Annotated in this window: 17 protein-coding genes, 2 rRNA genes and 1 other annotated feature; of the genes, 11 read left to right on the top strand and 8 right to left on the bottom strand. The window is 44.3% G+C overall.

Annotation, left to right across the window (positions count from 1 at the left end; translation table 11 throughout):
• Positions 1–309: 309 nt before the first annotated feature.
• The 5 genes from BGK61_RS10445 to radC all read right to left on the bottom strand — a co-directional run bounded on the left by BGK61_RS10445 (position 310) and on the right by radC (position 5065).
• On the bottom strand, positions 310–2412 hold the full coding sequence (locus BGK61_RS10445) for a YjbH domain-containing protein (protein ID WP_014996801.1): 2103 nt from the start codon (positions 2410–2412) through the stop codon (positions 310–312).
• Positions 2409–3158, bottom strand: a complete 750-nt coding sequence (locus BGK61_RS10440; protein WP_014996800.1) for a capsule biosynthesis GfcC family protein — start codon at positions 3156–3158, stop codon at positions 2409–2411. Before BGK61_RS10440 ends, BGK61_RS10445 begins: the two co-directional genes overlap by 4 nt.
• The gene (locus BGK61_RS10435) at positions 3158–3847 is read right to left on the bottom strand and encodes a YjbF family lipoprotein (protein ID WP_014996799.1); all 690 of its coding nucleotides are present in this window, start codon (positions 3845–3847) and stop codon (positions 3158–3160) included. The genes BGK61_RS10440 and BGK61_RS10435 overlap by 1 nt, the downstream gene beginning before the upstream one ends.
• A 94-nt stretch (positions 3848–3941) precedes the next feature.
• Entirely contained in the window at positions 3942–4295 is a 354-nt protein-coding gene (locus BGK61_RS10430) for a hypothetical protein (protein ID WP_014996798.1), read from the bottom strand.
• A 92-nt stretch (positions 4296–4387) separates the two neighbouring features.
• Positions 4388–5065 (bottom strand): RadC family protein, encoded by a 678-nt coding sequence (radC, locus tag BGK61_RS10425; RefSeq protein WP_014996797.1) that lies wholly within the window; start codon positions 5063–5065, stop codon positions 4388–4390.
• 209 nt (positions 5066–5274) lie between these two features.
• On the opposite strand from radC, the gene coaBC reads away from it, so the two are divergent.
• Both coaBC and slmA read left to right on the top strand, forming a co-directional pair.
• Positions 5275–6504 (top strand): bifunctional phosphopantothenoylcysteine decarboxylase/phosphopantothenate--cysteine ligase CoaBC, encoded by a 1230-nt coding sequence (gene coaBC, locus BGK61_RS10420; RefSeq protein WP_076011412.1) that lies wholly within the window; start codon positions 5275–5277, stop codon positions 6502–6504.
• A gap of 115 nt (positions 6505–6619) precedes the next feature.
• The gene (slmA, locus tag BGK61_RS10415) at positions 6620–7207 is read left to right on the top strand and encodes a nucleoid occlusion factor SlmA (protein WP_014996795.1); all 588 of its coding nucleotides are present in this window, start codon (positions 6620–6622) and stop codon (positions 7205–7207) included.
• Between the two features lie 243 nt (positions 7208–7450).
• Here the strand turns inward: slmA and BGK61_RS10410 are convergent, their stop codons facing one another.
• Complete coding sequence (locus BGK61_RS10410) at positions 7451–9088, bottom strand: M28 family metallopeptidase (RefSeq protein ID WP_014996794.1); 1638 nt, start codon at positions 9086–9088, stop codon at positions 7451–7453.
• A 188-nt stretch (positions 9089–9276) separates the two neighbouring features.
• On the opposite strand from BGK61_RS10410, the gene BGK61_RS10405 reads away from it, so the two are divergent.
• The 9 genes from BGK61_RS10405 to BGK61_RS10365 all read left to right on the top strand — a co-directional run bounded on the left by BGK61_RS10405 (position 9277) and on the right by BGK61_RS10365 (position 19940).
• Positions 9277–9612 carry a DUF1820 family protein gene (locus BGK61_RS10405; RefSeq protein WP_061438894.1) on the top strand — a complete coding sequence of 112 codons (336 nt, stop codon included), beginning with the start codon at positions 9277–9279 and terminating at the stop codon, positions 9610–9612.
• 38 nt (positions 9613–9650) lie between these two features.
• The gene (locus BGK61_RS10400) at positions 9651–11402 is read left to right on the top strand and encodes a DUF885 domain-containing protein (RefSeq protein ID WP_076011411.1); all 1752 of its coding nucleotides are present in this window, start codon (positions 9651–9653) and stop codon (positions 11400–11402) included.
• 2 nt (positions 11403–11404) lie between these two features.
• Complete coding sequence (locus BGK61_RS10395) at positions 11405–11917, top strand: hypothetical protein (protein ID WP_076011410.1); 513 nt, start codon at positions 11405–11407, stop codon at positions 11915–11917.
• Between the two features lie 248 nt (positions 11918–12165).
• Positions 12166–12915: a recombinase RecA gene (locus tag BGK61_RS10390; protein ID WP_076011409.1), complete on the top strand. Its 750-nt coding sequence runs from the start codon at positions 12166–12168 to the stop codon at positions 12913–12915.
• The gene (locus BGK61_RS10385; protein WP_076011408.1) at positions 12915–14402 is read left to right on the top strand and encodes a Y-family DNA polymerase; all 1488 of its coding nucleotides are present in this window, start codon (positions 12915–12917) and stop codon (positions 14400–14402) included. Before BGK61_RS10390 ends, BGK61_RS10385 begins: the two co-directional genes overlap by 1 nt.
• A 36-nt stretch (positions 14403–14438) precedes the next feature.
• Positions 14439–17528, top strand: a complete 3090-nt coding sequence (locus BGK61_RS10380; RefSeq protein WP_076011407.1) for an error-prone DNA polymerase — start codon at positions 14439–14441, stop codon at positions 17526–17528.
• Positions 17529–17670: 142 nt separating this feature from the next.
• On the top strand, positions 17671–18462 hold the full coding sequence (locus tag BGK61_RS10375) for a hypothetical protein (protein WP_076011406.1): 792 nt from the start codon (positions 17671–17673) through the stop codon (positions 18460–18462).
• The gene (locus tag BGK61_RS10370) at positions 18443–19273 is read left to right on the top strand and encodes a type 2 periplasmic-binding domain-containing protein (protein ID WP_076011405.1); all 831 of its coding nucleotides are present in this window, start codon (positions 18443–18445) and stop codon (positions 19271–19273) included. Before BGK61_RS10375 ends, BGK61_RS10370 begins: the two co-directional genes overlap by 20 nt.
• A 136-nt stretch (positions 19274–19409) precedes the next feature.
• On the top strand, positions 19410–19940 hold the full coding sequence (locus tag BGK61_RS10365) for an acyloxyacyl hydrolase (protein ID WP_076011404.1): 531 nt from the start codon (positions 19410–19412) through the stop codon (positions 19938–19940).
• Positions 19941–20328: 388 nt separating this feature from the next.
• Here the strand turns inward: BGK61_RS10365 and rrf are convergent.
• Positions 20329–20444 (bottom strand): 5S ribosomal RNA (gene rrf / locus BGK61_RS10360).
• Between the two features lie 142 nt (positions 20445–20586).
• Positions 20587–23423, bottom strand: a sequence feature (most likely nonfunctional fraction of RNA operon).
• 274 nt (positions 23424–23697) lie between these two features.
• Positions 23698–23927, bottom strand: a 16S ribosomal RNA gene (locus BGK61_RS10350); the annotation flags it as partial.

Raw genomic sequence — 23927 nt, 5'->3', positions numbered from 1 at the left:
GCGTCAGTTAATCCCAAGCGCTCAAACAGTGGTTGGGTCAAATGACGTATTACTATAAATTAGAGGGCGCATTTTATACAGCAAAGGCAGGATCATTTCAATAAGAAAGTACAAAAAGGTTACTTTTTGGCTTTTTTTTGCTCGAAAAACTACCAACACTCATTTTTCACGGCCTGTATTGTACTTTTCCCTAAGCGGTTAGGCTATGAATAAATACGCAATCTACGCTTTAATTTTTTAGATCGTATAGAAGGTATTTAAAGATACCCTCATACGAAAACACGCTTTAATGACGTGAGGTGCGTCTATTTAATCGAAAAACGGCGACCTTATTTCAGTCACGTCAATCAAACGAATAGGTCGACGTAGCATCTGACCGCCATCACGAGAAATCGGCACCCATGGGAATAATCCACGACCTTTCGATGGTTCTAATAAGAACAGATCGGTAGGTATAGAGATATAGAAGCCTTTGGTAAAGCTTCCTTCACCATATTCTTCTGACGATACATCTGTGAATGCCGCGTACGCACCAACAATGATACCGCTATCGAAACGCTTCGCGTAATCGATATTCACGCCTTTATCTTTAGCTAAGAATTGCCCAGCACTTACGGTAATTTGCGTGTCGTCTAAGAATTCAGGCTGCCAATAAACACTCGCGTGCCCGGTAAGTGCAGTGTAGTCTTCAAGACCTGTTTGACTATAAGGATCGCGCTGTTTTACGTAGTTGATATCAAGTCCGTAGGCCAAGTTACTATCAACTGGGCGATACAGAATTTCACCACCAACACCTGAAAACATGGTTTCTAGATAACCTGCGTACGCCTGAGCATAGAGGTCTTCAGCGATATTGTCTTTGTAATGTAAGAATGCAGTATCTAGCCATACATCATTTGCCGACACATATTCACGAACACGAGTACGTACACGCGGTAACGACACTTCTTCGTTGTCTACCAAGTAGTTAAACTTGTCGAAGTTATCAAGAAGCGTAACCCTAGCGCTGCTCATGATGGCGAAGTTTTCGTTAAAGGCATAACCGCCGTTTAGCAATAATCCGGTTTGATACAGGTAAAAGTCTTCTGGGTTACCAAATGACTGGGTAAAGAAGAAATCTGTACTGTAGTAAAAGCCTGACGTATTGGCAGGTTCATAGGCATCGAGCACTTCTTTTGACGGTGATGTTCTGAAGTAGGTTTCAGTGATATCAGCATCAACAGATTCATAACGCGCAGCGGCAATAAAGGCCTCGGCGTCCACCTGCGTATCGACTAAAGGGAGACCTGCACGATTGTCTACTACGTGATAGGTTTTTACAGAATCAGGAAGCTCTGAAGCGGCTACACGACCAATACGCTCAATGGCTTCATCCTGGTCACGGTAGGCAACCTGAGTACCATAAAACGTAGCGCTGTCTTCTTTAATTTCAGCATCGGACAGCACAAAGCCCCCAGAATTATACAGGTCGTTGTAAAGACGAGATTTATCTACGTCTTTTACATCTGTTGGCACTTTCCTGCCCAACAGGTTCTTAGGCGGTTCATCAAACTTTATCTGAGAAGCCGTATTCATGTTAAAGCGATAAGTGACACCGAAGCCGACCGTATTCCCACGTTGATAATTCAATGTGAAATCAAAATCTTTGTAACGGTAAACCGCACCAATGTTCCAGCGAGAATCTTGCTCTAGCTGACCTGCTCTATCACGAGAATAATCGTTACCCTCGAACTCAAGTTTTAACGTTAGTGGCTCCCATGGCGTTTGGTATTCCACACCACCGAAGAAGGCGGTTGTTCCTTTGAAAAACTGGTCGTAGTCTACCTTTCCGCCGCGGCCAGAGAAGCCTCCCGGGCGTTCACAGAAGCTGTCTTTTAGCTCGCAAAACGGGTTGCTGATGTCATCGGCTGTACCAAGATACCCCCAGCCCAAGCCAAGGTGAAAGTCGAAAGGCCCAATAGATTTACTGGCATTAACGTATTCACTTTCAAAAAAGCCCGTTCCACCAAAATCCCTGAAACCAACGCTGATATCTGGTAGGTAGTAGCTTTCTTTCCACAACCTGAATTTAACGTCTAAGCCCTTATCTTTCAGCGTTTGATCACCGCTGAACGATTCCACTTGGCTGTAGAGTCTTGTGCGCACATCGGTATAACGCGCTGTCGCTTCCATCCAATCGTAAAGTTGAATATTGACAGACCAGAAGCGATATTCACCATTGTCGGTGTAGTTAATGGCCATTCCTCCTTCATCGCGCATACGAGCCGTTGGCGTTTGAATAAGACCATTTCCGCCCTGCACCATCTGTGAAGGGGTAACGCGAATTTGAGTATCAGCAAATGCGGTAGAGGAAAGCGCGCTGCCAATTACAAGCGCGAGTGTTTTTTTCTTAGAAAGTAGTGGCGCACTCATTGAGGTAAAACCCTATGTACTGCTAAAGCGGCTACGCGCTCATTTAGTTGCTTAAGTTTATTGCTGAATAGTTCTGAAGAGATAGGAACATAAACCTGACTGCCCGGCATCAGCTGGGCAAAATCTAAATTCCAATACGCAATTCCCTTTTCTTCAATATTTCCCATTGGGTCAATTACGTAGACATGACTTCTGTCGGCATCAACCGCTTTTTTCACCGTGTGAACCGCCGTATAAACCGACGTATCGCTTTGATGCTTGTACGCACCAGGCTTTACAACAGCGCCAGAGAAATGCACAACGTCAGGTCGTCCATTTAGTCTAATCCAGTATTTGCCTGGCTGAAACATGGGGTTATCTTCAAAAAATAAACGTGCTCTGTTGTAAGAAATTGGCATGTCTATACGCGTAGACACTGTCCAAGAGCTTACCTGTTCATAAAGGTTCTGAAGGGCTTTGTGCGTTTCAGAGTCGGCATCAAATTGATTGAGCAGCGCGTTAATTTGAGATAACGCCATTTCTTTCTCTTTCTCAGCTTCAGGGTTAGCCAAATCAAAGGCCGAAGCTGATGGCCAGTACCAATCACCGTTATCAGCAACAATGGACAGTACACTTGATAGCCGTATCGGTCTGTCAAACTGATAGGTTTGCTTGTTAATCATGACACTAACAAGGTTATCATTGGCACATAACTTAGTAGATGCGGTTAGGCCTAAGGCAATAAAAAGCGTGTAGATATACTTCATTATTGCGTTGCTCCTTGTTTCTTCATCTCACGTACCACACGGCTTAGATAAACCATGTCGTAAACATCCCCTTCGGGGCTGAACTGCTGCTTTGAGGCCAGAAGTTCCTTTGAGTACTTGTGTAAGAAATACGTGTTTTCCCACGATAATCCTACGTCGATAAATGGGGTGTATTCAGAAAACTCTACGGTTTCAATAATCTTAATTACAGGAACAGAAAACCCCAGATACTCGCGAGTTTCTTCCCCTTCTATTCGCCAAGACGAATCCACAGGCACACCGTATCCTATAGAAGCAATATCAACTTTACGTTTCCAGTTGAATGGCAGTACGTTGTTGGTGGCAAGCGGGTTGTGCTGAAGGTTTCCCGTATAATAAAGGTCGTGATCCAAACCTTCTGTTTTCACAATGATGCCATGATGCATGGTAAAGATGACTTTATCACCAGACACCCATCGATACTTTTCACCATCGATATACGCAAGGGCAAGCGAAGCTGCATCTCTGTCACCCGCTTTTATTTGCATTAGATCAGCTTTACTCGCTGCAATCTCTTCAACGGTATAACTGACAGTTCTATCTTTTAGCGCTAGCTTCAGCGTGTTGTAATACGCTAGTGACGTGGTGGAACATCCGGAAAGAAAAAGGCAAACAACACCCGAAAGGGCAAATAAAGTGTGTAGTTTCATTAAAATGCGCCGACAAAAACTAAAAACAAATGTACTTTGCTATAAAAATAAAAAAAGCCGCTAAAAAAAGCGGCTTTTTCGAATACTCTTAAATTTACTGTACGGTCGGTGCGTAAGTAAATGTAACAGGTACGGTGATGGTTTTTGTTACAGAACCAGAGGTAGTTACAGTAACAGTTTCGGTTGTACCTACGCACACACCATCAACGATTTGGTCGTCACCTTCACAAGTAGGTTGACCTGGAGTAGTGCCGCCATTTCCTGGTGCATCAGCAGAGTTGTTGTTTACAACACCCGCAACGATACCCGCAACAACAACACCAGACGCGATCATACCGCCGCTTACGCCACCAGCGCCAGTGGTACCTTCACCACCTTGACCATCTTGTGCGTTAACGCCTGCAACCATAGTTGCAGCTGCAAATAATGCAATGATTGACTTCTTCATAACAGTCCTTTAATAAAATAACCCACTAAATCCTATGCTAAATCATTTTCAACCTTTTGACTAGATTATAATCGACAAATGACTTAGATTTCTTATCTTAACAAGCCTCGCTGTGCGAATGAAACAGTTTCTTTATCACCAACTACAAAATGATCTAAAACAGGCACATCGATCGACGCCATTGCGCTTTTGATCTCTGCGGTTAATCTTATATCCGCTTGACTAGGCTCAGCAACGCCTGAAGGATGATTATGAACTAAAATGATCGCTGCTGCATTATCGATCATTACTTGTTTGATCAATTCTCTTGGATATACGGCGGCACTATTGATCGTGCCATTAAACATGGTACGAAAAGCAATCAGTTGATGCTGGCTATCAAGCATTAGAAGCGCAAATTTCTCCCTCTCACAATCTCTTAGTTTCGCTTGTAGATAACGCTTGGTGTCGTCTACATTATTAAAAACGTCCTGACGCTTCAGCTTTATTTCTAAATTGCGTTTAAATATTTCAAAACCCGCTTGAAACTGCGCATATTTACACGGTCCGACTCCCGTTATTTTGGCAAACCGTTCTTTCGTTGCCGTTACCACACCCCTTAAGCAGCCTAGCTCGTTGATAAGTTCATGTGCCACAGACACAGCGCTTTTTCCTTTTACACCTTTTCCCAGCAATACAGCGATGAGTTCAGCGTCACTTAAGCTCTCAGCCCCATGCTGCAATAACTTTTCTCTTGGCCTTTCATTCTTTGGCCATACTTTTATCGACATTCATCTAGCCCGACTATTCTATAAAAGGTTGTTTATAGATGAATGGTGACAAAGAAACGACTGTATAAAAGACGGGTTTACTAACGGTTTTTACCACCTTTAAGGACTGCTTATACGCCGCTTTCGAAACAAGACCTACTTTCGTTCAGCTATCCGATTTTCTGTCACCATGGTAGGCTAACGCTAATTTAGAGATTTTGTGTTCTTCTATGTCTATTGCTAACAAAAATATTTTGCTAGGTGTTACTGGCGGGATTGCCGCTTATAAAGCACCTGATCTTGTGCGCAAGCTTACTGCGTTAGGCGCAAACGTGCGTGTGGTTCTAACAGACTCTGCTGCAGAGTTTGTCAGTTCACTATCGCTTCAGGCTGTGTCAGGAAACCCTGTGCATCGCCAGCTACTTGATCCTGCTGCCGAAGCCGCTATGGGGCATATTGAATTGGCAAAATGGGCCGATATCTTACTTATCGCTCCCGCAACTGCGAACACTATTGCCAAGCTTGCTCACGGTATGGCGGATGACTTGCTGACTACACTGTACCTTGCAACAACAGCGAAACTCTTTATTGCACCTGCCATGAATCAACAAATGTGGAAAGCGATAGCAACAAAGCGCAATATCGATACTTTAAAAGAACACGGCGTAACCTTTATTGGCCCAGCAAGCGGTGAACAAGCCTGTGGCGATGTGGGTTCAGGTCGAATGGTTGAGCCTGTTGATATTGCTAATGTTATAAATGATGCAGAGAGAAACGCTTTATCCCTTTCTTCAGCGCTAAAGGCGTTATCGGGTAAGAATGTAACGATAACTGCGGGACCAACCAGGGAGCCTTTGGACCCTGTACGATATATTTCAAATCACAGCTCGGGAAAAATGGGATTTGCCATTGCTGAGTCAGCAGCACTGGCCGGTGCAAATGTGACCTTGGTAGCGGGCCCCGTATCGCTTGAAACACCTAGTCAATGTGACCGTATCGATGTCACCACTGCCGATGAAATGCTTAGCGCTTGTGAAACGCTTAAGTCTGCCACTGATATATTTATTAGTACGGCAGCTGTAGCAGATTACAAGGCCGTGAGCGTTGCAGATAATAAAATTAAGAAAACTGGTGATGAGTTAACACTTACTTTTGTTAAAAACCCTGATATTCTAGCAACTATATCCACCAGCCAAGACAGACCATTTTGTGTGGGCTTTGCAGCCGAAAGCCAAAATGTGGAAGATTATGCTCGTTCAAAGCTAGCCAAAAAGAAGCTAGACATGATTGCGGCTAATGATATTACTGCCGAAGGTTTGGGGTTTAACAGCGATAAAAATGCACTGCACGTTATATGGCAAGATGGTGATAAACGTTTACCTGCAACTAGTAAAAGCGAGTTAGCGGGTCAATTGCTTGCACTTATTGCAGAGCGCTATGCTTTAAACAATAAAAACTAACAGATGCTTATTAAGTGTCGATAATAAAAACGATAAATATAAACGCTTTGGTGTAAGCCAACTTAACATGGAGCCCGAGTTGCTATAACTCGGTAGCGGAGGAAATACTTTCGTCATGCCTGCTGTCAAAAAAACAAATCGCAGAGCTCAAATTCTGCAAGCACTTGCTGGAATGTTAGAAACCAGCCCAGGTCAACGTATCACTACTGCTAAATTAGCGGAAAAAGTGGGAGTGTCTGAAGCAGCACTGTATCGCCACTTTCCAAGTAAAGCGCGAATGTTTGAAGGGCTTATCGAGTTTATTGAAGAAACGCTTTTTACGCGTATCAATAAGATTGTGAATGAAGAAAAAGACTCGCTTACGCGCTGTCAGCTTATCCTTCACCTTATTTTAGGCTTTGCCGAGAAGAACCCAGGTATTACCCGAATATTAAATGGTGATGCACTAATGGGTGAACAAGACCGATTGCGCGCGCGCATAGCAAAGCTTTTCGAGCGTTTAGAAACGCAACTCAAACAAGTGCTAAGAGAGCGCAAGCTACGCGAAGGTAAAACCCTTTCTGCTGACGAAGCGATTATCGCCAACATGATGATTAGCTACACCGATGGCCGTATTAACGGTTTTATCCGCAGCGGGTTCACGCGTAAGCCAACGGAACAGTTCAATGAACAATGGGCTGCTTTCAAGCAAATGTTTGTTTAAAACTAAATTTCGTAACAAAGGCGCTTTATAGCGCCTTTTTTATTTCTTGAGAGCCATCCTAAATAGCGTTAGCACTTCTCAATATTAATGGGGCAAGGGCAATTAAATTAAGTAAATGCCGAAGGCGATTCCCCCGCGTACTAACATGCGCATAGTTCATTACTGTAGTCACTATCCGTAAGCTTCAGGCACAAAAAAAGCAGCATAAAAAATGCTGCTTTTTAGCGTTTAGTAAATATGAACTTACTTGCTAAACGTGTTTCCAAAGAAATCGCCGTCGTTCCACTTTGGCTTGTTCTTTTGGTTTGCTAGTGTCCAACCAATTTGCGCGTTAACTTTGGTAAACGTCTCTGCCGCATTCCAGTTGAATGGCTGGTTAATATCGTCGCTAGGCTTGTGGTAGTGCATAGATAAAAACTGACCGAACACCTTACTTCCGTCTACGTTAGGATCTTTTGATTTAAGACCTGGCACCATAAACACTGAAGGTACACCCTGTTTTACAAACGCATAGTGATCTGAGCGCGTGAATAACGCTTGCTCTGGCCATGGGTCAGGGCTTAGCTCGATATTGGCATTGGCCGCCGCTTTTTCCACTGATTCTTGCAAGTCACTGTGGTTCGCACCAAACGCAATTACGTCTGCAAACTCGTAAGTCAAAATTGGCATATCTAGATTTACGTTCGCCACCATTGAAGTAACCGGTACGGTTGGGTTACGAGCAAAATAGTCAGCACCTAGCAGACCTTTCTCTTCACCGGTTACCGACACGAAAAGAATTGAACGCTTTGGCTTTTCTTTCATTTCGCTAAACAGACGTGCAGTTTCTAACATTACTGACGTGCCAGACGCGTTGTCCATAGCACCGTTGTTAATGTTGTCTTTCTTCACCGTTTTAGCAAAACCAATGTGATCAGAGTGAGCAGAGAAAACCACGTACTCGTTTTTAAGCTCTGGGTCTGAACCTTCAAGTACACCCACAACATTTGGGCTTGTGATAGTGTCATGTACGCTAGTCTTACTGATATCAACTACGCCGTTTAACGCAAAGCCCTGCGGTACTTTGTCGGCTTCAAGCTGAGCATAAACATCATCAAGACTCTTTTCTGCGCCTTCAAATAACTTACGCGCAGCGCCTTCACTCATGTAAGCTCCACCTTTAAGCTGAGAAAAGCTGTTAGCAGGCTGACCGCTGTCGTCTAACCAAGCCATACGCGGCGTATGGATGTAGTTCAAACGGCTTTGATAAGGACGTACTTTTTCGTTCTTTGGCGTGGTTATGGTGATCATGCCAATAGCGCCATTGTCTACCGCATACTTTTGCTTTTGATAGCCAGACGCAAAGTGAGCGCCCTCTTCTGATGGAAAGTCGCTTGGCTTACCCGCTAACGCTACTACAATCTTGCCTTTTACATCTAAGTCTTTGTAATCGTTGTGAGACAATTCGTCAGCCACGATACCATAGCCTACAAACACCATTTCACCTTTTAGGTTGGCCTCAGTGCTAAGCAAGCTCGGGCTAGCTAGGTATTCTTTAGGGTAGTCAAAATCAATGGTTTCGCCGTTTTGCGTGAAAGTAAACTTGGGTGACTCTTGAACCAGATTCGCTTTGCGAAACGTTACGTTCTGCATGTAGCCGTCTGTACCCGCTGGCTTTAAACCATATTTGGCAAATTCGGTCGCAATATAAAGCGCCGCAATTTCATGGCCACGAGAGCCGGTGTCACGACCTTCAAGCAAATCATCTGCTAGGAAAAACAGGTGCGATTTGATTCGCTGCGTATCAGGGTTAAAAGTGTTCTCTGTCGATGCGTGGTTATGGGCAGTAGCAGCAAAGGTCATTGCTGTCATTGCACTACCTATAAGGAGTTTTTTTATCATTCTAATTTCACCATATAACTAAGTGTGCATCATGGTAACGCAGTTAATAGGCGGAATACCATTAAACTGCTTACGTTTACCATGTGTTTCCTACCGTTGCTCGCATTTTAGGAGCAAGGTAAAATTGTTAGCCATATGCCGGCTCAGCTTCCGGGTGTTTTTATATTTTTTAGTGAAGAGCAGCATCTATGTCAAAAGACGACATTCTTTACCGCGTTCAGTTCATCAGCAACGGTGAGCGCTATGAGTTATACGTGAAAAGCCTTATGCAGGGCGCTTTGTTTGGCTTTATCGAGATAGGTGACTTTGTGTGGGATACTCACACAAGTGTTGTTGTAGACCCTAGTCATGAAAGGTTGAAAACCGAATTTTCTGAAGTAACAAAAACTTATGTTCCGATGCACAACATTTTGCGCATTGACGCCGTAAACAAAAAAGGTTCAGCCAAAATTACTAAATTAGAAAATAAATCTGATAAAGTAACTGCTTTCCCTAGTCCAATATATACACCAACGAAAGAGTAACCGCCGGGTCATTCCGGTGAAGGTTGCCGGAGACCCTTATGTATCGCTATGTTTTAGCAGCATTATTATTTATTTGCAGCGTTAGCTCATCTGCAAAGGACCTTAACGATGAAAGCTTGTATCAACTACTTGATGACATTTGGCAATACGAGCTTTCGGTTTCCCCACTTCTAGCTTCTCGCGAAGGCGATGCTTCACTTGCCCACGTATTACCGGATATTTCTCCCAAGGCTCTGAAAGCACAAGATGAACAATGGCGTGCTTTTCAAAAGGCCTTAAGTCAGTATAAAAAAGAAGATATCTCTACTGATGCCTATATTGCCTTGCTGATGCAACAATATCGTTTGGCTAACTATGTGGACGAATATACGTACCGCGCGCATTTAGTACCGATCAATTCAGAATATGGCTTTCACGGTGCAATGGCCTCGCTTCCTAATTTATCCACCTTTAAGCGCGTAGAAGATTATCAGGCCTACATTAGCCGCCTAAACGCGCTTAAGCCTTATTTTGACCAACAAATTGCGTATATGAAACAAGCGCTAAAAGAAGGCTACACGCAGCCTAAAGTAGTGTTAAAAGGGTTTGAGAACTCGGTAGCGTCGTACATTGTTGAAAAGGCTGAGGACAGTGGTTTTTATTCTCCATTTACCCGCTTTCCAGAGTACTTTACTGCCGAGCAAAAATCAGCGCTAACGGAACAAGGCAAGGCTGCTATAAACAGCAGCGTGTTGCCTGCATATCAAATGTTCTACGATTTCATGGTAGACGAATACATTCCCAATGCCCGTGAAGATATTGCCGCAAATAACTGGCCTGACGGCGTGGCGTATTACGCCAATAGAGCAAAGCATTACACCACCACAGATATGACACCTCAGGAAATCCATGATTTAGGTTTGTCTGAAGTAAAACGCATTCGCGCGCAAATGCAGCAAATTGTGGATGAGCTTGGCTTTGATGGCGACATTAACGAATTCATTGCGTTTTTACGCGAAGACCCGCAATTCTATGCCACCAGCGCTGAAGATTTACTAAAAGAAGCGTCGTTTATTGCAAAGAAAATGGACGCAAAACTACCTTCGCTCTTTGAGTATCTGCCAAGAACGCCCTACGGTGTAGCGCCTGTACCAGACGCTATCGCGCCCAAATATACAACAGGCCGTTACATCCATCCTAGCCGCGACGATCAGCCTGGATATTACTGGGTAAACACTTATGCCCTTGATAAGCGCCCTTTGTATGCATTGCCTGCACTGACCTTGCACGAAGCAGTGCCTGGCCACCACCTTCAAATATCGTTGGCAGCAGAGCTTGAAGACTTACCTATGGTGCGCCGTAACACCTATATTTCAGCCTTTGGTGAAGGCTGGGGACTGTACTCTGAGTTTTTAGGTATTGAAGCAGGTATTTATGAAACGCCGTACGACAACTTCGGTCGTTTAAGCTACGAAATGTGGCGAGCATGTCGTTTGGTTGTGGATACCGGTATGCACACGATGGGCTGGAGCCGTCAACAAGCAGTTGATTATATGATGGAAAATACCGCGCTTTCAGAGCACAACGTAAATACTGAAATAGACCGCTATATCTCTTGGCCAGCGCAAGCCTTGTCTTACAAGATTGGTGAAATCAAAATTAAAGGCCTTCGCAAGAAAGCAGAAGAAGCGTTAGGAGAGCGTTTTGACGTGCGCAAATTCCACCGTGCCGTGTTAGAAAACGGCTCAGTTCCACTGTTTATCTTGGAGCAAAATATCAACACGTTTATAGAAGAACAAAAGGCACAATAAACATGATCGTTGCATTTGGTGTTATTGGATTACTTATCCTGTTTTTAATTTACTTTGTGCTGCGAGCGCAGAACTTACAGAAAGAGCTGGCGCTGTTGCGCCACTCAAATAAGCAGACCAGTAATAAGGTTACGTATGCTTACCGCAACCTTGTTCTTGTTACAGATGCGTTGGAAAAAAACCTTACTGCTCGTATTGAAAGTGCCTACAAAAGTCGCCTTATCGACCAAACTCAATACAATGCGCTGCACCCACTTATGCGCAACTTTTCAACTATTGTCATGACCTGTTGTGAAAAAGGAATGTCATTTGAGGAATCGTTAAATAAAGTGCTGCTTAATGAAGAAGTGACACTTGAGGAAATTCGTGAAGTGGTAAAGGCTCTACCTAGCAACGTTCGCATGGTGTGGGCAAAAAATACCGCAGATGGATTTATTGCTTTTTGCCAAACCGTTACAGCAACAGTAAGCGGCACGACAGCAAAGGCTCAAAAAGAACCATCATCTGAAGAGTAACATTTTACTCTGTGTCTCTCGTTAGCACTGATGCAGCGCTAACTGTACAACAGGGTCGCCCGCTTTGCTATGTAGTAAGGTCAGCGACCCTAGTCCAAATCCCTACACTTTTAAAAGTTTAATCTTTTTACCTTTCCAAACTAATCAGTAAGTTAGCGCTTAAAACAACAAGCCAAAAACCTTTTGTCTTGAAAAGGGTTATTGCTGCACTATAATACTGTATAAAAATACAGTTTATTTTGAGTGCCATGAACAAATCGTTATCCGTGCTTAATAACCACCCGCATATTTGGCGGGCCAGAGATCAGAGACAAAGTGAAACCAAGTTTTCGCTGGGTTTTCCGCGTCTGGATAAAGCACTTAACGGTGGTGTAGCATCTACAGGCCTTGTCCGTATCTCTTCGTTAACCGGTGTGGGTGAGCTTTCACTCTTTAAACAGGTTATATGCCAACACCGCACGCACAAACTGGTTGTATTTATTAACCCTCCCGGGCTACTACAGTCGCCATGGTTAGAAAATCTGGGGCTTAAAGCGCAACAAGTTCTGGTAGTAAAACCAGGTTCTGAACAAGAGTCGTTGTGGGCAGCAGAGCAATGTTTAAAAAGTACGGCTTGCCATTGCGTAGTGCTGTGGAGTAATGCTGTAAATCAAAAAGAAGCACGACGCCTACAGGTAGCAGCAACGCATAATGATGCGCTGTGCTTACTGTATACTCCACCGCAACAGCAGGCATCACAGTTAGGTTATCCGAAGGCCAACTTAAGTGATTCACCAGCCACTCCTTCGAATCAAAGCGACAGTGCATTACCCATTACGTTGGATATCGCGCTAAAGGGTAAACCCCACGCTTTGGCAGTGAACATACGCAAGCAGCGTCATGGGTGGCCAGAAGATAACATTGTTATTTCCCACCGGTGGACACCTGACAATCAGGCCATTAAATGGGCCATGGCACACAACACGCTTTCCGATCAGGCATTACACTCTGTGAGCTAATGATGCTGTGGGCTTATATTTACTGCTATCAACTAACTTTAGACAGCCATACCAAAGCGGCTAGAAGTAAGCGTGCACATAGCCAATTGTCGAAACACGAAACTAACAACCAGTATTCAGCGTTAGCGTCGAATACTCCCGTTGCAGTGTACTGCAGTAAAACAAACAAAATTACGCAGTGTAATGATATTGCGAAAAAAGAAGGCATTGAAATTGGGCATGGGCTAGCCCAAGCGGCGGCGCTATGTCCTTACGTACATATTCTGCCTTTCAGTGAAGAAGCCGAAAAGCATATGCTGACGCAGTTAGCCCATCGGCTTTATCCACTGGCTTCTGATATCGTATTAGACAACCACATTCACTCAAATAGTGTAAACGGTCTAGCAGTAAGGCTAGATAACCTAACTCATTACTATGGCGGTCATACGCCACTGTGGAAAACTTTAACCCAAGCTCTGGCAGAAGCAGATATTCGCTATCATTTTGCTAGCGCATGGACGATAGAAGCCGCAAAAGTATTAGCGCTTCATAAATTTAACACCTACTTACATACACCCGATGAAATAAAAAAAGCGCTAAGTTCCTGCCCGCTTTCTATTACGGCTTTATCACCCAAAGTCATTGACTCGCTGGCAAGGGTGGGCGTTTCCTGCGTACAACAGTTGCTTGCCATGCCGGTACAAGAGCTGGGGCGGCGCTTTGACAATAACACTATTATGTATCTTACTGCGTTAAGGGGAGAAACCTTTCCACGCGTTACGTTATTTAGGCCTTTGGAGCACTTCGATAACTTTATCCTATTGCCTTTTGATATTGAAAACACGCAGCATCTAACCCCTTTTGTCACCCAGCAGTTTGAGCATTTGTCTCACTATTTACGGGCAAGAAACTTATATACATCCAGCATCAGTGTACATATTCATTTCAGAGAAGCACCTGTAATGGATATTAATATACGTTCGGCACTTCCTCAGTCCTCAGTACAAAGTTGGCTGCCGTTGTTTAGTCTTAAAACTGAGAATCTGGTGTTGCCTGAGCCAGCTACAGCCATTGCGCTTACCTGTCAGCAATTTGAAGAAATGGATACGCAGAATGGCGACTTTTTTAGCGACAGATTTAACGATATCGCACAGAAGAAATTAATTGGGCGCTTAAACGCGAAGCTAGGCGATAACAGTACGTTTCAACCTCGCGCTGCCGACAGCCATCAGTTTGAATATATGACGGTGACGGAGCCGAGCGTCGGTAACTGTGCCGGTAATTACGCTTATAGCAGTGACATTACGCCCACCTTCACCTTTGATATACCTAAACCGCTTATTCAGGCTACCCAAATTTGCTTTGGCCCCGTGCGATTACACAGTGAGTGGTGGCATGACAGCCCAACAAAGCGTGATTATTTCATCGCCCAAACTGAGCAATGCGTAAAGCTTTTAGTGTTTAAAGATGAAGAGAGCCGCTGGTGGGTGCAGGGCCTTTTTTGCTAGCGGTATGCGGTTAAAGAAAAAGGTAAAGGCAATATCATGAAATACAGTGAGCTCTTTTGCCAAAGCAATTATAGTTTTCTTTGCGGTGCCTCTTCCCCCGCAGAGCTTGTTACCACGGCTTCTTTCCTTGGTTACGACGCACTTGCCATTACCGATGAATGCTCAGTAGCGGGAGTGGTACGGGCTTTCGACGAAATTAAGCATCAGGGCCTACCGATTACGCTTATTGTGGGTAGTTACTTTGTATTTGATGACACTTTATCTTTTGTGCTGTTGTGCCCGAACAAAGCGGCCTATAGCGAACTGTGCCGAATTATTACTAACGCGAGGCGTCGCTCTGATAAAGGTGAATACCAACTAGCTGAGTGGGACTTGCGTACCATTCGCCATTGCAAATTCATTTGGTTACCAAGCGGCAAAGAAGCTAAAGACAAGCATTGGGCTGAATGGCTGCAAAAACACCCTAGTATTGATGCCTATATTGGCGCTCAGCGCCTATTAGACGGACGGGATCACCACAGGTTTGCGCATTACAATCATCTGCAGTCTGCTTATCCTTTTCCTGTTATTGCCTGTACAGGTGTACTCATGCATCACGCTGACAGACTGCCGCTTCAACATGTATTGCATGCTACTAACGTGCATACCAGTGTAGATAAAATAGGTCGGGATGCGTTGAGTAATGCAGAGCGTAGTCTGCGAACCGTACAAAAAATTAAGAAGCTTTACCCTGAGAAATGGATTGCCAATACCAATGCCCTTGCTCACGCTTTCACATTTTCTTTAGAAGAGCTGCGCTACCACTACCCTGCGGAACTTGTACCTGAAGGGTATACACCCACATCGTATTTACGGGAACGTGTAGAGGCCGGTATAAAAGTGCGCTTTCCTGAAGGTATAACCCCTGATATCCGCCAAACCATAGAAAAAGAACTTACGCTTATTGCCGAGCAAGAGTATGAGTATTTCTTTTTAACCATTTACGACATTGTTCAGTTTGCCAAGCGACAACGCATTTTGTATCAAGGGCGCGGCTCTGCGGCCAACTCGGTAGTGTGCTATTGCTTGGAAATAACCGCGGTAGACCCCAGGCAAATAAGTGTGCTGTTCGAACGCTTTATTTCCAAAGAGCGTAACGAACCACCCGATATTGATGTGGATTTTGAGCATCAGCGTCGTGAAGAGATCATCCAATACATTTATAAAAAATACGGCAGAGAAAGAACCGCTATCGCGGCTACCGTTATTTGCTACCGCTTTAAATCAGCGTTTAAAGATGTGGGCAAAGCGCTTGGTTTTAGCGAGTCACAACTTGATTTTGTAGTTAAACAAATCAATCGTCGAGACAGTGTTATTCCGTGGAAGTCTCAGCTAGCAGGGCTTGGACTAAACCCTGAAGAGCCTAGAGTACAGCAGTTAATTACCCTTACCGAAGCTTTACTAGGCACGCCCCGACATTTGTCGCAACATGTAGGTGGTTTTGTTATTAGCGCAGGGCCGCTCTACGACCTTGTTCCTGTTGAGAACGCCGCGATGGAAGACCGCACTATTATTCAGTGGGATAAGGACGACATTGAAACCTTAGGCCTATTAAAAGTGGATGTACTAGCCCTTGGGATGTTAAGCGCTATTCGTCGTGCATTTTCTCTTATCAACAAGCAATATCCGGTTGAAACCAGTATTCCATTCATTACTAAGCTTGGGGATGACAAACAGGTTTTCGATATGATTTGTCGGGCCGATACGGTAGGCGTTTTTCAAATAGAATCACGGGCTCAGATGTCTATGCTGCCAAGGCTAAAACCTCGTCGCTATTACGATTTGGTCGTACAAATAGCCATTGTACGGCCAGGTCCAATTCAGGGTGATATGGTCCACCCTTATCTGATACGTCGACACGGCAACGAAACCATTAGCTACCCATCTAAAGATGTGGAGAAAGTTCTGTCTCGAACCATGGGCGTGCCTATCTTTCAAGAACAAGTGATCCAGCTTGCCATGGTTGCAGCAGGCTTTAGTGGCGGAGAAGCCGACCAACTGCGGCGCGCCATGGCAAGCTGGAAAAAGGACGGTAGAATTTTTGAGTTCAGAGATAAACTCATTAAAGGTATGACAGATAAAGGCTATGACAGTACGTTTGCCCACAACTTATTTGAGCAAATAAAAGGCTTTGCAGGTTACGGCTTTCCTGAATCTCACTCAGCATCTTTTGCCGTATTAGCTTATGTGTCTTGCTGGTTGAAGTTTTACTTTCCCGTTGAGTTTTACGTAGCGCTGTTAAATAGCTGGCCTATGGGATTTTATTCGCCGTCTCAGTTAGTTCAGGATGCTAAGCGTCATAACATAAGGGTAGAGGCCCCCTGCGTTAACCAGTCTGAGGTTGAGCATTCTCTAATGGTACAAGGCCAAGAAAAATATATTCAGCTTGGTCTTACGCTTATTAAAGGCTTAAGTGAAGCTTCGTCTCAGCTTATTGTGGAAAACCGCTCAGATAAGGGCTACACCAATGTCGAGCAGTTGCAGCAGCTTTCGCTTAAAAGTAATGAACTAGAGGCACTGGCTAGCGCCGATGCTCTTCGCACGATTTCAGGCAATCGGTATGAAACCCGCTGGCGAATTATGGATACCCAAACCCGTCTACCACTTTTCGATACCGACGAATTTTATGCAGATAAACATACCACAGCGCTCGGCGCTACGCCTTCTGAGGCAGAAAATTTACTAGAAGACTATGCTTCAACTGGCTTATCGGTAAATAACCACCCTATTTCTTTACTCAAAAAGCAACATAAGCTTAAAGACATAAGCTGGTCCAATTCCCTAAAAGATAAGACCAATAAATCTCTTGTAAAAGTACTCGGCGCAGTGACAGGTCGACAGGCCCCGGGTACAGCCGCAGGCGTTACCTTTCTAACTTTAGAAGATGATATAGGCAATATGAACGTTGTGGTATGGCAAGCCACCGCTCGTGCTCAGCAACAAACATTCTTAAAGGCTAAACTACTACAGGTAAATGGTATTATCGAACGCTCAAAAGAAGGAGTTATTCATATCATTGCAGGTAAGCTAATTGATCGTACGCCTTGGCTCGAAAAGCTGTCATTAAGTTCAAGAGATTTTCACTGAGTATTTTACACCCGCAAAACGATAAATTATGGTGTATAGATACGCGATTTATTTTTGTATTAAAAAACTTCCTCTCAAGGAAATGCTTCAAAGATAATTTATTTGTATATTGTAAATTGCTGTAGTCATTTTGGAGTGTAGAATGATGCGATGTATTGGGCTTTTTATTGGCTGTTTGTTTAGCCTTAATATTTATGCAGAAAAATATGTGATTGGCGCACAAAACTTAGCTTATTTCCCCCATTACGATTTTGCATCATCCACAGATAAAGGGGTTGCCTGGTCAATTTTAGAAGCTTTTTCTGAAGCTTCGGGACACGAGTTTGTGTATTTAAGCTTGCCTATAAGACGGCTTCAACTCGAGTTAGTTAAAGGTAATGTTGACTTTGTATACCCTGATAATAGAGGCTGGTATAACAGCATTACCACTTCAAATGACAAGTACTTTTCCCTCCCATTAACCAGCGCAGTAACGGGGACAATTGTAAAACGACAGAACGCTGGGAAAGGCATCAAAAAGATAAAAAACCTCGCCATGCCGTTAGGCTTCACACCGGTAAATTGGCAAGAAAGAATAGACACCCAACGTACCCAAATAACTTGGGTTACGGATATTCAACAAGGCTTGGCGCTTTTGTACCAAGAACGTGTAGACGGGTTAGATTTAGAGTATTTCGTTAGCCAGCGATCTGCTCCTCTATCATATGAGCAAGATGCATTTACTTTAGATTTGACGCTTCCACATAATGAAATTCCTTTTTCCCTATCTACGCTTTATCATCAAGACATTATTAGTGAACTTAATAAGTTCATATCCTCAAATCCAGAATTAATTGATAGTATAAAAACAAAATACGGAATAACCCCTTTCGAGCAGTTGTCTCAGAAGCTTTTGATAGAACAAGGATTGAAAATTGAAGAGGTTTGGAAATAGTATTCGTCGCTTTGTGCAAATGGTTGTACTACCAGTTGCATGCACACTTTCAAGCCCTTTTGTTTCAGCCGACACCTATATCGTAGGCGCTCAAAATATTGAATATTATCCGTATTACAACTTCTCATCGGATTATGAAAAGGGGTTGGGTTGGGCTATTCTTGAAGCATTCTCCAAGAAAAGTGGACATGAATTTGTTTACTTGAGCATGCCTGTCAAACGCCTTCAAATAGAGTTAAAGAAAGGCAATGTAGACTTTGTCTTTCCCGACAACTCTAGATGGTACGATCAAATAACCCACGGCCTTAAAAAGGTTTACTCTAAGCCGCTAACTGAAACGTTCGCAGTCACTTTGGTTAAAAGTGAAAACGTAGGCAAGGGAATGAACCATATATCTAAAATTGCGACACCAGACGGATTTTCACCTGTTAAGTGGGAACAACAAATTCGACAAGGAAACGTTGATGTGACTGGCGTAGAGGGTATTCACGACGGCTTAAGACTACTTCAGGACAAAAAAGTAGATGCTTTAGATGTAGAATATAATGCTGCCCAGCACATTGTTCGTCGTTTTCCCCAAATGGGACCGTTCACCGCAGACTTAACCCTGCCCCACAATGTAGTAACCTTTTCGTTATCTACCTTAAAGTATCCAGACATTGTCGATGAGTTAAACGCGTTTTTGGTTTCTGAGTCTGATGACATAAATAAAATTAAAGCCAAATACGGTATAGAAGATAGTAAAGAGCTGATAGATAGGTTAATGAAAGAACAAGGCATTAGCGAAAATACGCGCTGGAAACCTTTGTAAAAACTTCTTTTTTGTCAGTAAATTACACTTTTCTTTAATTCTCTCACTTTACAAATCATTCTTTATCCAACTGAAATTACTAGGTTTTTTAGTTGGATAACTTTTTGCTTGTTGATTATTAAATCAAGGAGCAAACATGAAACAGATATCACTACTTTTATTTTCTTTTTTAATTATTTTCATTACCAATAGCGTACAGGCAAAACAAACCGTGAGTGTTGATTATATGCATGGTTTTGATGATATCGACGGAATGCGCTTCGCATACAGACCGGTCGAACAAACGCTATTAACGGATTGGTTTGGCGACATAAAGCTATATTGGGAAGTAAGTGCTGTAGTATGGGAATATGGTGAAAATGATACGCATAGTACAAGCTACGGCGCGTCATTAACTCCTGTATTTATGAAACAGGTTTCAACGCTCTATGACAAATACCCCGTATATATAGAAGCGGGGATAGGGGCGAGTTACATAGGTAACCAGAAAGTCGCTGGTAAAGATATTGGATCTAACTATCAGTTCGAAGATAGATTGGGTGTGTTTGTAGAGATCGATAAGAAACAACATGTAGCCCTACGCTATATGCACTTTTCAAACGGCGGCTTTAACAACGATAACCCCGGATTAGACTTCCTTAACCTATCCTACGCCTACCACTTTTAAAGAAATGGGGTCAGAGTACATTTCTGCACTGTAAACAATGAGGCTAAGCGCCGTTTTCACGCTGTTAAAATCATCCGTTCAAAAAAGTACACTGACCCCATTATTCTATGTTCAAGCTGATGTCCCTCGACCTATTTATCATAAGGGAGTAAAGCCTTTAGGCTGCCCATAAAATGAGATGGAAAAACTTTGGGGTCAGAGTACATTTTCATTTGCCATCATCTGGTTAAGGGCTGTTATTACTTTGATGAGAATTGAAAATATTAATGTACTCTGACCCCATTTCGATGTTTTGAAGGGGGAATTGGGGATTAATGTACTCTGACCCCAATTTTTTATTTCTTCCAGACGCAAAAAACCCGCCGTTAGGCGGGTTCTTCTTATTGGGACCTGGCAGTGTCCTACTCTCACATGGGGAAACCCCACACTACCATCGGCGCTAATACGTTTCACTTCTGAGTTCGGAATGGAGTCAGGTGGTACCGTATCGCTATGGCTGCCAGGAAAAACTGGTTTGCAGTAGCGTTTACTGCGTAAAGCTGATGCTCTATCAAATTTACTAAATTCTGTTAGCTCGCATACATAAAATGCTATAGCTTCTATATAAAGCAAAAAACCCGCCATTAGGCGGGTTTCTTTTAATGGGACCTGGCAGTGTCCTACTCTCACATGGGGAAACCCCACACTACCATCGGCGCTAATACGTTTCACTTCTGAGTTCGGAATGGAGTCAGGTCTAAAGCTTCTTGGGCGTTGTATGGTTAAGCCTCTCGGGCAATTAGTACAGGTTAGCTTAACGCCTTACAACGCTTCCACACCCTGCCTATCAACGTCATCGTCTATAACAACCCTTCCAGACCTTAAAGGTCAGGGATGACTCATCTTTGGGCCGGCTTCCCGCTTAGATGCTTTCAGCGGTTATCCGTTCCGAACATAGCTACCGGGCAATGCCATTGGCATGACAACCCGAACACCAGCGGTTCGTCCACTCCGGTCCTCTCGTACTAGGAGCAGCTCCCATCAATCATCCAACGCCCACACCAGATAGGGACCGAACTGTCTCACGACGTTCTAAACCCAGCTCGCGTACCACTTTAAATGGCGAACAGCCATACCCTTGGGACCGACTTCAGCCCCAGGATGTGATGAGCCGACATCGAGGTGCCAAACACCGCCGTCGATATGAACTCTTGGGCGGTATCAGCCTGTTATCCCCGGAGTACCTTTTATCCGTTGAGCGATGGCCCTTCCATACAGAACCACCGGATCACTATGACCTACTTTCGTACCTGCTCGACGTGTCTGTCTCGCAGTTAAGCTAGCTTATGCCATTGCACTAACCTCACGATGTCCGACCGTGATTAGCTAACCTTCGTGCTCCTCCGTTACTATTTGGGAGGAGACCGCCCCAGTCAAACTACCCACCAGACACTGTCCACATTCCCGATAAGGGAACAATGTTAGAACATCAAACATACAAGGGTGGTATTTCAAGGACGGCTCCACACAATCTAGCGACTGTGCTTCAAAGCCTCCCACCTATCCTACACATGTAGGTTCAATGTTCAGTGCCAAGCTGTAGTAAAGGTTCACGGGGTCTTTCCGTCTAGGTGCGGGTACACAGCATCTTCACTGCGATTTCAATTTCACTGAGTCTCGGGTGGAGACAGCGTGGCCATGGTTACACCATTCGTGCAGGTCGGAACTTACCCGACAAGGAATTTCGCTACCTTAGGACCGTTATAGTTACGGCCGCCGTTTACCGGGGCTTCAGCCTACTCACTTTCACTTGGACAACCAACGCCAAGCTTGCCTAGCCTTCTCCGTCCCTCCATCACTGATTATATAAGTACGGGAATATTAACCCGTTTCCCATCGACTACGCATTTCTGCCTCGCCTTAGGGGCCGACTTACCCTGCCCTGATTAGCATGGGACAGGAAACCTTGGTCTTCCGGCGTGGGAGTTTTTCACTCCCATTATCGTTACTCATGTCAGCATTCGCACTTGTGATATGTCCAGCAAGCTTTACAACTCACCTTCATCCACTTACACAACGCTCCCCTACCCAGCAWGTAAACWTGCTGCCGCAGCTTCGGTATATTGCTTAGCCCCGTTACATCTTCCGCGCAGGCCGACTCGACTAGTGAGCTATTACGCTTTCTTTAAAGGGTGGCTGCTTCTAAGCCAACCTCCTAGCTGTCTATGCCTTCCCACATCGTTTCCCACTTAGCAATATTTTGGGACCTTAGCTGGCGGTCTGGGTTGTTTCCCTCTCCACGACGGACGTTAGCACCCGCCGTGTGTCTCCCGGATAGTTCTCATTGGTATTCGGAGTTTGCAAAGGGTTGGTAAGTCGGGATGACCCCCTAGCCTTAACAGTGCTCTACCCCCAATGGAATTCGTCCGAGGCTCTACCTAAATAGATTTCGGGGAGAACCAGCTATCTCCCGGTTTGATTGGCCTTTCACCCCCAGCCACARGTCATCCCCTAACTTTTCAACGTTAGTGGGTTCGGTCCTCCAGTTGATGTTACTCAACCTTCAACCTGCYCATGGCTAGATCACCGGGTTTCGGGTCTATACCTAGCAACTAAACGCGCAGTTAACACTCGCTTTCGCTACGGCTCCGTTATTCACTTAACCTTGCTACTAAATATAAGTCGCTGACCCATTATACAAAAGGTACGCAGTCACCACACGAAGTGGCTCCCACTGCTTGTACGTATACGGTTTCAGGTTCTATTTCACTCCCCTCACAGGGGTTCTTTTCGCCTTTCCCTCACGGTACTGGTTCACTATCGGTCAGTTAGGAGTATTTAGCCTTGGAGGATGGTCCCCCCATATTCAGTCAAGATAACACGTGTCCCGACCTACTCGATTTCACTGTAAAGAATCCGTCGTGTACAGGGCTATCACCTTGTATCGCTCCTCTTCCCAAAGGATTCCACTAAATTCTAAACAGCTTAAGGGCTGCTCCCCGTTCGCTCGCCGCTACTAGGGGAATCTCGGTTGATTTCTTTTCCTAAGGGTACTTAGATGTTTCAGTTCCCCTCGTTTGCCTCGTTAACCTATGTATTCAGTTAACGATACCTGTTCAGTCAAGATAACACGTGTCCCGACCTACTCGATTTCACTGTAAAGAATCCGTCGTGTACAGGGCTATCACCTTGTATCGCTCCTCTTCCCAAAGGATTCCACTAAATTCTAAACAGCTTAAGGGCTGCTCCCCGTTCGCTCGCCGCTACTAGGGGAATCTCGGTTGATTTCTTTTCCTAAGGGTACTTAGATGTTTCAGTTCCCCTCGTTTGCCTCGTTAACCTATGTATTCAGTTAACGATACCTATAAATAGGTGGGTTTCCCCATTCGGACATCTGTGGCTCAAATGCATTTTGTCGGCTCACCACAGCTTTTCGCAGACTTACACGTCCTTCATCGCCTCTAACTGCCAAGGCATCCACCGTATACGCTTCGTCACTTAACCATACAACCCCAAACAGCCTTTTGACTTCTGTCCAAGTTACGTTGCATGAATGACAAGCTAATCGGAAGAATTGCCTTGCTATCAAATCATCGATTGATAACAAGCAATTCAGTCAAGTAGAGTAAAAAGTTCATCTTTCGATTTCTCAGTTACTCAATTTTGATTGATTACTATTAATATCAGCTTTCCAAATTGTTAAAGAACATAAGTGTTGTTCAATAAAAACAAGACTATCTGTGTAGGCACTGCATCAAGGCGTCTTTCGACGTAATGGTAAGGAGGTGATCCAACCCCAGGTTCCCCTAGGGTTACCTTGTTACGACTTCACCCCAGTCATGAAACACAAAGTGGTAATCGTCCTCCCGAAGGTTAGACTAACTACTTCTTTTGCATCCCACTCCCATGGTGTGACGGGCGGTGTGTACAAGGCCCGGGAACGTATTCACCGCAGTATTCTGACCTGCGATTACTAGCGATTCCGACTTCATGGAGTCGAGTTGCAGA

It is taken from the genome of Alteromonas abrolhosensis (genome assembly GCF_001953635.1).
In the GTDB taxonomy this organism is placed as follows: domain Bacteria; phylum Pseudomonadota; class Gammaproteobacteria; order Enterobacterales; family Alteromonadaceae; genus Alteromonas; species Alteromonas abrolhosensis.
Note: the sequence above shows the minus strand (reverse complement) of the source record. Positions and strands in the feature narration are given on the sequence as shown.